This is a genomic window from Micromonospora sp. NPDC049799 (genome assembly GCF_040656655.1).
Lineage (GTDB): Bacteria > Actinomycetota > Actinomycetes > Mycobacteriales > Micromonosporaceae > Micromonospora.
On record NZ_JBFAMU010000152.1, the window covers coordinates 1 to 10,590 of the forward strand.

Below are 10,590 nucleotides of genomic sequence, written 5' to 3' on the forward strand. Positions count from 1 at the left end.
CGCGTACCTCCACCACCGCGCCGATGGGATAGTTCGCCAGCTCGTCGCGGGCGTCCAACGCGACGTAGTGGGCTTTGCCGTCCAACCCGTCGATGACCAGATAGCCGCGGTCGTGCAGCTCGTCGGCCAGACCCTTAGCAGCCACGCGACCGACGATAGTGCGGCCTGGAGCGCGGCCGGGTCGGGCAGCGGGTGCCGACCGGCGGCGCCCGGCGGGCCGCACAGCTCGGTGTCCAGGTCGACGAAGACCGCGCCGGGCAGGTGGGCCACCGCGTAGTCGTCCCGCCCCGGTGGGCCAATCAGCCGCCAGCGGACGTCGAGCACGGTGGGCGGGTCGGCGCGGTCCAGCTCGACGGCGAGCCGGTCGGCCTCCACGAGGAGATCTTCGGTACCGGACATGGCGACCAGTCAACACCATCCGGGTGCGGGCCTCGCGGTTCGACAGCGGGCGTCGTCGGTCGCGCGGGGTAGCATCGTGCACCGGAGGGCCACTGACGTGAAGCATGATCTGGTTGACACGACCGAGATGTACCTGCGCACCATCCTCGAGCTGGAAGAGGAGGGGGTGCCACCGCTGCGCGCCCGGATCGCCGAACGGCTCCGGCAGAGCGGCCCCACCGTCAGCCAGACCGTCGCCCGGATGGAGCGGGACGGCCTGCTCACCGTCGAGGGTGACCGCCACCTCGCGCTCACGGCGGAGGGCCGCGGCGCCGCCGTTTCGGTCATGCGCAAGCACCGCCTCGCCGAGCTGCTGCTGGTCAACGTCATCGGCATGCCCTACGAGGAGGCCCACGAGGAGGCCTGCCGGTGGGAGCACGTGATGAGCGACGCGGTCGAGAAGCGGGTCTACGACCTGCTCAACCGGCCGACCCGCTCGCCGTACGGCAACCCGATCCCGGGGCTGGAGGAGCTGGGCTCCCCCGGGCCGGCCGCCGAGGCGGCCGAGGGTGAGCGCAACCTGGCGTTCCCCGGCCTGTCCGGGCCGGTCGTGGTCCGGCGGATCTGCGAGAGCGTGCAGACGGACGCCGACGTGCTGCGGCAGTTGCACGCGGCGGGGGTCGACCCGGGTGCCACGGTGACCGTCGCCCAGGAACGCGACGGCGTCTCCATCGACCGCTCCGGCGACCGGGTCCGGCTGCCGCGCGAGGTCGCCTCCCGGGTCTTCGTCGCCGCCGGCTGACGTTCCCGCTGCGGCCCGGCCGTTCCCGCTGCGGCCCGGCCGTCAGGTCGGGTCGTCGACGTACGGGCAGTGCCGGCAGCCGCGCCCGCAGCAGGTGCCACGCCGGGCCAGGAACCCCGCGCTGAGCACGAACAGGCCGGTCGCCGGGTCCGGGTAGCCGGCCTCACCGGCGGCCAGCGCGGCGGTGTGCGCGGCGACGATCCGCTCCCGATCGGGGTGGTCGTGCGCGAGGCGGGACGGGTGCGGCTCGGTGAGCGGCCGGCCGGCCAGGGGTCGTCGCTCTCCGGTCATCCGGGCCAGTCTAGGGACCGGTCAGGGCGCGACCGCGGCGGGCGGGCCGCTTGATCCACTCGGCGTCATTGAAGTCGGGGTGTCGTCGCTCGCGGGACACCCCGGTTTCGGTGAAGGCGAGTGGATCAACCACGTCAACCGTGGTCGGCGAAGGCGGCCACGACCCCGTCGCGATCCACGCCGGCGGCGAGGAGCAGCCGGAGCAGCACCTTCGCCTTGTACGGATCGAGCAGGCCGCCGTCGACCAGCCCCCGCCGTCGCAGGTCCGTCTCCGAGCCGATTGCGCCGTAGGTGTGCCGCAGGACCGACCCGGCGCCGGTGCGGGACGTCAGCACGACCGGCATCCGCTCGGCGAGCGCACCCAGCACCGGCGCGAGCGCCGGCCGGACGTGCCCGACGCCGAAGCCGGCGACCACCAGGCCGTGGCAGGCGTCGGCGACACCACCGAGCAGCAGCGCGTCGTCGTCCAGGGTCGCGGTGTGCAACGCGACGCGGGTGGCGTCGAGACGGCCCGGGTCGACCCGTGGAAGCGGCACCCGACGCTCCGGCCGGGCCAGCACCCGCACCCGACCCTCGATCACGTGCCCGACCGGGCCGGCGTTCGGCGACGAGAAGGTGCCGGTGCTGGTGCTGTGCGTCTTGCGTACCCAGCGGGCGGCGTGGATCTCGTCGTTGACCGCGACGAGCACGCCGAGGCCACGGGCGCTCGGCGCGGCGGCGACCCGGGCGGCGGCGAGCAGGTTCGCCGGCCCGTCCGCGCCGGCCAGGGTCGGGTTGCGCATCGCGCCGGTGAACACCAGCGGCGCGTCGTGCGGCCAGACCAGGTCGGCCAGGAACGCGGTCTCCTCCAGCGTGTCGGTCCCCTGGGTCACCACCACGCCGGTCGCGCCGGCGGTCACCGCCCGCGAGGCGGCGTCGACCACGTCGAGCAGCTGGCGGTACGTGAGGTCGGCGCTGGGCACCGCGTGCGCGTCGCGTACGTCCAGGGGCAGCCCGATCTCGGCCAGGGCGGGTACGGCGGCGGTGAGGTCCTCGCCGGTCAGCCGGGTGACGACTCCCCGGTCGGCGCCCGCCATGGCGATGGTGCCGCCGAGGGTGAACAGGGCCAGGGACATCGGACCTCCCGTACGCCGCTCCGGATCGCGGTCCGGCTGACCCTAGCCCCCGTCCCAGGGCTTGATCCACTCGATGTCCCGGCCATCGGGGTGTCCGCACCGTCGCGACCTGCCCCGATGTCACTGACCCCGTGCGGGGTCACGCCCCGGGGGACCGCGCGTCAGCGCACCCGACGGTACGGTCCCCGGACAGGAGCCTTCCGTCGATCCGGCTCCGGGCGGAGGAGATAGTGGTCGGGCGCGGATGGATCGTGCCGGCGGTGGCGGCTGCTCTTTTGGTGGCGGGCTGTTCGGGCACCGACGAGACGACGACCCTCGAGGTGGAACTCCGCCTCAGCGCCTGCACGGCAGCCGGAGCCGAGTGTTTCGCGCTCACGTCCGAGGGCGTACGGGTGACCGCGACGACCTTTGACGGTCGTCCGCTCGGCACCGGCACGACCGACCAACGTGGCGTCACCACCATGACGGTGTCGCTCACCGCACCGGAGCGCGTCCGGGTGACCGCCTCGTCGCCCCTGATCGAGGGCGGCAGCGAGGTCGCCGAGGTCGACGTACCGCCGCGTGGGCTGACGAGTCTCACGCTGTCTGCCAACCTGTCCCGGGACGTCCGTGGGCACGCCGGCTAGCCGGCTCTCGTTGTCACAGCTGACGGGGATGCCGGGAGCCGCCTGACGGCCGGACAGGGAGGACGAACCCATGCGGAAGATCGTCGTGCACATGAACGTGTCGGTGGACGGGTACTTCGAGGGGCCCGACAGCGACCTCGGCTGGCACCAGGTCGACGAGGAGCTGCACCGGCACTTCAACGCCGAGATCCGCGAGATGGGCGGGTTCCTCAACGGGCGGCGCTCGTACGAGTTGATGGCCGCGTTCTGGCCGACCGCGGACCAGGATCCGGCGAGCAGCCCGGCGATGGTCGAGTACGCCGGCATCTGGCGGGACATGCCGAAGGTGGTCTACTCGCGCACCCTGGATAAGGCCGACTGGAACGCGACCGTCATCCGCGAGGTCGACCCGAACGAGGTCCGCCGGCTCAAGGCCCAGCCGGGCGGGGACCTCGCGCTCGGCGGAGCGGACCTGATCGCCGAGTTCGCCCGGCACGACCTGGTCGACGAGTACCGGATCTACGTACACCCGGTGCTTCTCGGTGCGGGTCGGCCGCTCTTTCCCGCGGACGGCGACCGGCGACCGCTGCGGCTGGCCGGCACCCGCACCTTCGGCAACGGCGTGGTCCTGCTACGGCACGAGCGCGTCCGGAGCTGACGCGGCGGCTGCCTGCGGAAAGGGCATTGGCTTCCTCGTGCTCCCGGCCTATGGTGGCCGGATGCCTCGGTCGGATCAGCAGACGGGCGCCGTCGTCGTGACGGCGGCGGCGTACGCTGCCGCCCGCCGCCGCGCGTGGTCCACCACCCCGGTGATCCGGGTGGTGCGCACCGCCGTGCCGTCCGCCGCCGGTTCGGCGGCCTCCATGCCGCCGAGCCCGACCGGACGTGGTCCTCCGTGGCGCGGTACGAGTACATCCCGACCAGCCACCAGGGCGAAGCGTCAGCGCTTCGGCCCTTTTTCTTTTTCCCGAGGAGTTCACGCCATGACCACCCATCTGCACCCGGACGAGCGGCAACGACTCGACACGCTGCGCGCCGCACTGACCCACGACTTCGAGGTGCACACCGCGCGGCTGACGCAGCTCACCGCGGACACCGGCGACCCGGGCGAGGCCCACACCCGGAGCGCGCTGATCGCCGCCACCCGCCAGAGCCTGGACCAGATCACCGACGCGTTGCGCCGCATCGCCGAGGGGCGGTACGGCACGTGTGAGCGGTGCACCGCGCCGATCCCCGCCGAACGCCTGGAGGTGCTGCCCCACGCGCGCTTCTGCGTGCCCTGCCAGCAGAAGCACGCCGGCTGACGGCCCACGACTGCCGTGCCGGGTTCCGGCACGGCAGTCGCCGTGGGCGTACGGTCAGCCGCCGGCACTCCGCGTCTCGTTCGGATGACGGCTCGTTCCACACCTCCTGGTCGTGGTCCGGATCGGGCGGGATCCACCGGTGCGAGCCGTCGCTGTAGTGGAAGCGCTCATCCCCCCGCCGCAGGACACTCACCGGACCCACCCGAGGAACCGTCGGTGCAGCTGCCCCCGCCGGGACCCAGGTCAGGTCCTCGGCGGCCCAGACGAGGTACGAGCCCATGTGGCTCGCGAGCGAGACGGGAGCACCGTCGAACTCCGCCCGCAGCTCGTCGCGCCTCGTCGCGCACGGCCACGGCCCGCCACAGCCGCCACAGCTCCACACCGGAAGGACCGGGCCGTGGAGGCTCGGCACAACCGCCCGCCGCGCCCGATCGACGGCGACGAGGACCGCTGAACAGGAGCTCGATTACGTCGTCGCTCTTGGCGGCAGCTTTCTACGCGGCACCGGCGGCTCGACGGCCGGTCGCCGTGGTTCGTGGCCGCTCGCCGGTCGCCCCGACCGCGCTGGCGTGCGGAATCGGTACGAGCTGGCTGGCATCCAGGTGACCGGTTGGTGGTCGGACCCTACCGATCTGATGTCATGGATGAATCGGTGCCGCCTATCGGACCTCATGCATGGGTAGCCGTGACGTCACGCATGACTCAGCTCGACAGGAGCAATTCGACAGTGGTCGTCACCCGCCGCTGCTGCGTAGGCAAGCGGAACCGTACGGGTAGGCATGCGTCACGCCAAACAATCACAGCGGGTGGGGTCGGTGACTCAGCCGAGCACCGCAACCTCCGCACCGAAATCCTGTACGACGAGCGGTGTGGTCGCCATGCCGGCAGTCCAGTATTGGACTCACACCAGTACGCACAGCGATGAGCCCCGGACGCTCCAGCGCCCGGGGCTCATCGCGCTCGTACGTCAGCTGCAGCCGCTGGTGGAGCCGCAGCCCTCGCAGACGTAGCAGCTACCGGCCGGGCGCATCTTCGTACCGCAGGTGAAGCAGAGCGGCGCGTCGGCGGCCTTGCCGATCACGGCCTCCAGCAGCTCGGTGCTGGAACCCACCGACGGCGCCGGCTTGGCGGCGGCGACGTCGGCGGTCTCCTGCGCCGGCTGGGCGATCGGGCCGGTCTTCGGCTCGACGGGAGCCTCGACCGGGGCGGAGGCGGCCATCGCGGTGAGGTCCGCACCGCTGGCCTCCGCCTCCGCCTCGGCCCGCAGCTGGGCGGCCCGCTCCTGGGCGGTGAAGATGCCCAGCTCCGCGCGGCGCTCGTACGGCAGGAAGTCCAGGGCCAGGCGACGGAAGATGTAGTCCATCACCGAGGCGGCCATGCGCACGTCCGGGTCGTCGGTCATGCCGGCCGGCTCGAAGCGCATGTTGGTGAACTTGCTGACGTACGTCTCCAGCGGCACGCCGTACTGGAGGCCGATGGAGATGGCCACCGAGAAGGCGTCCATCACACCGGCGAGGGTCGAGCCCTGCTTCGACATCTTGAGGAAGACCTCGCCGAGGCCGTCGTCCGGGTAGGACGACGCGGTGAGGTAGCCCTCGGCGCCGCCGACGGAGAAGCTGACCGTCTGCGACGGGCGCTTCTTCGGCAGCCGCTTGCGCACCGGGCGGTACTCGACGACCTTCTCCACGACCTTCTCGACCTCGGCCGGCGCGGCCTCCACCGCGGCGGCGGCCTTGTTGGACTTGCCCACCGAGAGCGGCTGGCCGACCTTGCAGTTGTCGCGGTAGATCGCCAGGGCCTTGAGGCCGAGCTTCCAGCCCTCGAAGTAGATCTTCTCGACGTCCTCGACGGTCGCCGCCTCCGGCATGTTGACCGTCTTGGAGATGGCGCCGGAGACGAACGGCTGGATGGCCGCCATCATCCGCACGTGGCCCATCGGGGCGATGGACCGCTCACCCATCGCGCAGTCGAAGACCGGGTAGTGCTCCGGCTTGAGGCCGGGGGCGTCCACCACGTGGCCGTGGTCGGCGATGTGCTCGACGATCGCCTCGACCTGCTCCTCGGGGTAGCCGAGGCTGCGCAGGGCGCGCGGCACGGTCTGGTTGACGATCTGCATCGAGCCGCCGCCGACCAGCTTCTTGAACTTGACCAGCGCCAGGTCCGGCTCCACGCCGGTGGTGTCGCAGTCCATCATGAAGCCGATGGTGCCGGTCGGGGCGAGCACGCTGGCCTGCGCGTTGCGCCAGCCGAACCTGTCACCGACCTTGTTGCCCTGGGTCCACTGCTTCGTGGCCTCCCGCACGATCGCGGTGGCCACCGGGCTGGTGGGCTTGATCTCGTCGTTGGCGGCGGCGTGCTTGCGCATGACCCGCTTGTGCGGCTCGGCGTTGCGGGCGTAGCCCTCGTACGCGCCGACGACGCCGGCCAGCTCCGCCGAGCGGCGGTAGGCGGTGCCGGTCATGAGCGAGGTGATCGCCGCGGCGACCGAGCGGCCCTGCTCCGAGTCGTACGGCAGGCCGGAGGCCATCAGCAGGGCGCCGAGGTTGGCGTAGCCGATGCCGAGCTGCCGGTAGGCGCGGGAGGTCTCACCGATCTTCTCGGTCGGGAAGTCGGCGAAGCAGATCGAGATGTCCATCGCGGTGATGACCAGCTCGACGGACTTGACGAACTTCTCCACCTCGAAGCCACCGTCGGCGCGGAGGAACTTCATCAGGTTCAGCGAGGCCAGGTTGCACGAGGAGTTGTCCAGGTGCAGGTACTCCGAACACGGGTTCGACGCGGTGATCCGCCCGGTCTCCGGGCAGGTGTGCCAGTCGTTGATGGTGTCGTCGTACTGGAGACCGGGGTCGGCGCACTCCCAGGCGGCCTGGGAGATGCTGCGGAACAGCTTCTTCGCGTTGATCGTCTCGATCGTCGCCCCGTCGAGCCGGCCCCGCAGGTCGAACCCGCCGTCGTTCTCCACCGCCGTCATGAACTCGTCGGAGACCCGGACCGAGTTGTTGGCGTTCTGGTACTGCACGCTGACGATGTCGGCGCCACCGAGGTCCATGTCGAACCCGGCGTCGCGCAGCGCGCGGATCTTGTCCTCCTCGCGCGCCTTGGTGACCACGAACTCCTGGATGTCCGGGTGGTCCACGTCGAGGATGACCATCTTCGCCGCGCGCCGGGTGGCGCCGCCGGACTTGATGGTGCCGGCGGAGGCGTCCGCGCCGCGCATGAAGCTGACCGGGCCGGAGGCGTTGCCGCCGGAGGAGAGCAGCTCGCGGGAGGACCGGATCCGGGACAGGTTGACGCCGGAGCCGGAACCGCCCTTGAAGATCAGCCCCTCCTCCTTGTACCAGTCCAGGATGGAGTCCATCGAGTCGTCGACGGCGAGGATGAAGCAGGCGCTGACCTGCTGCGGCGACGCCGTGCCGACGTTGAACCACACCGGCGAGTTGAAGCTGAACACCTGGTGCAGCAGCATCCAGGTCAGCTCGTGGGCGAAGACCTCGGCGTCGGCCGGGCTGGCGAAGTAGCCGTACTCCTCACCGGCGGTGCGGTAGGTGGTGACCACCCGGTCGATCAGCTGCCGGAGCGACCACTCCCGCTCCGGGGTGCCCACCGCGCCACGGAAGTACTTGGTGGTGACGATGTTGGCCGCGTTGACGCTCCACGACTCCGGGAACTCCACGCCGCGCTGCTCGAAGTTGATCGAGCCGTCGCGCCAGTTCGTCATGACGACGTCGCGCCGCTCCCACGCGACCTCGTCGTAGGGGTGCACCCCCGCAGTGGTCCAGACCCGCTCGACCTTGAGGCCCGCCGTCGCGCCAGCCTTCGACCGTGACCTGCTCGTTGTCACACCATCCCCCGACATCTCATCCGCCCCCTCGTCCGCGCGGTCACCCGCCGCGCGTTCCGACTGTCTTCTCAAACTGCAAAAATCAATGTGTACGGCCGGCGGCGCCGGCCACGTCGGCACCGGCCCCCTCGGCCCCGGCGCCCTCGCGGGCGCGTGCGGCGGCCCGCAGCGTCTCGATCTCCCGCTCGAAGTCGGCGAGCGAGTCGAACGACCGGTAGACGCTGGCGAACCGCAGGTAGGCCACCTCGTCCAGGTCCCGCAGGGGACCCAGGATCGCCAACCCCACCTCATGGCTCGGAAGCTCGGCGGCCCCCTTGGCGCGGACGGTCTCCTCGACCTTCTGCGCCAGCAGGGCGATCGAGTCCTCGTCCACCGGCCGGCCCTGGCACGCCTTGCGCACCCCGCCGATGATCTTCGTACGACTGAACGGCTCGGTCACCCCGCTGCGCTTGACCACCGCGAGCACCGCCTCCTCGACGGTGGTGAACCGCTTGCCGCACTCGGGGCAGGACCGCCGCCGGCGGATCAACTGGCCGTCGTCGGCCTCCCGCGAGTCGACGACCCGGGAGTCGGGGTGCCGGCAGTACGGACACCGCATCGCCCGACCTCCTCCATCGACCGCGGGCCCGCCGATCGCCCTCCGGGCACGCGCCATCACGGCGGAGCCATCGCCCGATGGTTTCGCCGTGCCGACGGTACGGGAGTGCGGTCGGTAGTCGAACCCAACCTGTAGGCGACTTACGCCCGTGTGACTACTACATCTAGGGGTCGACCGTATGCCGCCGACGATCCGAGGTCAAGTTGGCCGGCGTGTCCGGCGCGTCACCTGCGACGCCCCCTTCCGGGCGACCCGAGAGCCCAACGCCACGCCACCGGTGGGGGTTACCGGCCACCCGGTCGGGAGGCGCCGACGAACCGCCGCCATCGAACAGCCGTTCGACCCGACGTACCATTTATCAGAACAGGAGTACGAACCGATCGGATTTTCACCCCGACACGCCGAACGAGGTCGTACAGATGTTTGAAAATGACTGATCTCACCTATACGGTCATCAACAACCGGCTTCGGCGATCCCCCGCCGATCCGGGCACCACATCACACGCGCCACGAGCCGCCGAGGCACCCAGCGCCGACCAGGGAGGACGGACGTGACCGAGGACCGGGCCAGCCGGCCGAAGACCCCGCAAAAGATCACCGAGGCGGGTCCGCCGGCCACCCGACGCCGCGGCGCCGCGCGCAGCCGGGCCGGGCAGCCGGCCGTACGACAGGTCACCCCGGTGGTGAGCGCCTTCCCGGACCCGACGACGGTCGACCTGACCGCCCGCCAACGGCGGATCCTGGAGTTCATCCGCACCTGGGTCGACCGGCACGGCTACCCGCCGAGCGTCCGGGAGATCGGCGAGGCGGTCGGTCTCGTCTCGCCGTCGAGCGTCGCCTACCAGCTCAAGGAGCTGGAGAAGAAGGGCTTCCTGCGCCGCGACCCCAACCGTCCCCGCGCGGTGGACGTCCGGGCGCCCAGCGACATGGACGACGAGGTGTCCCGCGCACAGCGCCCCACCCCGGCGTACGTGCCGATGCTGGGCCGCATCGCCGCCGGTGGGCCGATCCTCGCCGAGCAGGCCGTGGAGGACATCTTCCCCCTGCCCCGCGAGCTCGTCGGTGAGGGCGAGGTCTTCATGCTCCAGGTCAAGGGCGACTCGATGCTGGACGCGGCCATCTGCGACGGCGACTGGGTGGTCGTCCGGCAGCAGCCGACCGCTGACTCCGGTGAGATCGTCGCCGCCATGCTCGACGGCGAGGCGACGGTGAAGACGTACCGCCGCCGTGACGGGCACGTCTGGCTCATGCCGCAGAACCCGGCATTCGACCCGATCCCCGGCGACGACGCGACCATCATGGGCCGGGTCGTCGCGGTGCTCCGCCGGATCTGACGCCGTTCGGGGTGGCCGCCGGTCGGCGGTCACCCCGGGCACAACATCCGTGCGGACGAGTCAGTACCGGTCGCCCCGGTAGCTGCGGTCGCCCCCGGGCACCTGGCCGTAGGAACCGCCGCGCTCGTCGCGGTAGCCGTCGTCACGCCGCCGACCCGACCGCTGACCGCGTGCCTCCGGGTCAGGGCTGCGGCGCGGAGGTTCCGCCCGGCCGCCACCGTAGGCACCGCCGCCACCCGGCTGCCACATTTGTCCGGAGGTGTGTCCTTGGAGGTTGGTCCGACGGCGTCGTGGACGACGCCGAGCGTGGTGACGAGCGTCC

10 protein-coding genes and 2 pseudogenes are annotated in these 10,590 nt (G+C 71.4%); 5 read left to right on the forward strand and 7 right to left on the reverse strand.

Annotated elements, in window-relative coordinates:
* Together AB0I76_RS14095 and AB0I76_RS14100 are read right to left on the reverse strand one after the other, a co-directional pair.
* Positions 1-166: pseudogene (locus AB0I76_RS14095) on the reverse strand (DUF3363 domain-containing protein); the annotation flags it as partial.
* Positions 148-399 (reverse strand): annotated as a pseudogene (locus tag AB0I76_RS14100) (sulfurtransferase); the annotation flags it as partial. The pseudogenes AB0I76_RS14095 and AB0I76_RS14100, both read right to left, overlap by 19 nt.
* Before the next feature lie 97 nt (positions 400-496).
* On the opposite strand from AB0I76_RS14100, the gene AB0I76_RS14105 reads away from it, so the two are divergent.
* Positions 497-1,180, forward strand: coding sequence for a metal-dependent transcriptional regulator (locus AB0I76_RS14105; RefSeq protein ID WP_357034458.1), 684 nt, complete (start codon positions 497-499; stop codon positions 1,178-1,180).
* Positions 1,181-1,222: 42 nt separating this feature from the next.
* Here the strand turns inward: AB0I76_RS14105 and AB0I76_RS14110 are convergent, their stop codons facing one another.
* Together AB0I76_RS14110 and AB0I76_RS14115 are read right to left on the reverse strand one after the other, a co-directional pair.
* Positions 1,223-1,471: a DUF5522 domain-containing protein gene (locus AB0I76_RS14110; RefSeq protein ID WP_357034460.1), complete on the reverse strand. Its 249-nt coding sequence runs from the start codon at positions 1,469-1,471 to the stop codon at positions 1,223-1,225.
* Between the two features lie 134 nt (positions 1,472-1,605).
* A complete protein-coding gene (locus AB0I76_RS14115) occupies positions 1,606-2,586 on the reverse strand; it encodes an asparaginase (RefSeq protein ID WP_357034461.1) in 981 nt (326 codons plus the stop codon).
* Between the two features lie 260 nt (positions 2,587-2,846).
* Between AB0I76_RS14115 and AB0I76_RS14120 the strand changes: the two genes are divergently transcribed.
* The gene (locus AB0I76_RS14120; protein ID WP_357034463.1) at positions 2,847-3,212 is read left to right on the forward strand and encodes a hypothetical protein; all 366 of its coding nucleotides are present in this window, start codon (positions 2,847-2,849) and stop codon (positions 3,210-3,212) included.
* 70 nt (positions 3,213-3,282) lie between these two features.
* On the forward strand, positions 3,283-3,849 hold the full coding sequence (locus AB0I76_RS14125; RefSeq protein WP_357034465.1) for a dihydrofolate reductase family protein: 567 nt from the start codon (positions 3,283-3,285) through the stop codon (positions 3,847-3,849).
* Between the two features lie 75 nt (positions 3,850-3,924).
* Here AB0I76_RS14125 and AB0I76_RS14130 read toward each other — a convergent pair whose 3' ends face one another.
* Positions 3,925-4,056: a hypothetical protein gene (locus AB0I76_RS14130; RefSeq protein ID WP_357034468.1), complete on the reverse strand. Its 132-nt coding sequence runs from the start codon at positions 4,054-4,056 to the stop codon at positions 3,925-3,927.
* 118 nt (positions 4,057-4,174) lie between these two features.
* On the opposite strand from AB0I76_RS14130, the gene AB0I76_RS14135 reads away from it, so the two are divergent.
* Entirely contained in the window at positions 4,175-4,495 is a 321-nt protein-coding gene (locus AB0I76_RS14135) for a TraR/DksA family transcriptional regulator (protein WP_357034470.1), read from the forward strand.
* 967 nt (positions 4,496-5,462) lie between these two features.
* On the opposite strand, the gene AB0I76_RS14140 is transcribed toward AB0I76_RS14135, so the two are convergent.
* Together AB0I76_RS14140 and nrdR are read right to left on the reverse strand one after the other, a co-directional pair.
* Positions 5,463-8,351 carry a vitamin B12-dependent ribonucleotide reductase gene (locus AB0I76_RS14140; RefSeq protein ID WP_357034472.1) on the reverse strand — a complete coding sequence of 963 codons (2,889 nt, stop codon included), beginning with the start codon at positions 8,349-8,351 and terminating at the stop codon, positions 5,463-5,465.
* Between the two features lie 67 nt (positions 8,352-8,418).
* On the reverse strand, positions 8,419-8,934 hold the full coding sequence (gene nrdR / locus AB0I76_RS14145) for a transcriptional regulator NrdR (protein WP_357034474.1): 516 nt from the start codon (positions 8,932-8,934) through the stop codon (positions 8,419-8,421).
* A gap of 551 nt (positions 8,935-9,485) precedes the next feature.
* On the opposite strand from nrdR, the gene lexA reads away from it, so the two are divergent.
* On the forward strand, positions 9,486-10,268 hold the full coding sequence (gene lexA / locus AB0I76_RS14150) for a transcriptional repressor LexA (protein WP_357034476.1): 783 nt from the start codon (positions 9,486-9,488) through the stop codon (positions 10,266-10,268).
* Positions 10,269-10,590: the final 322 nt, after the last annotated feature.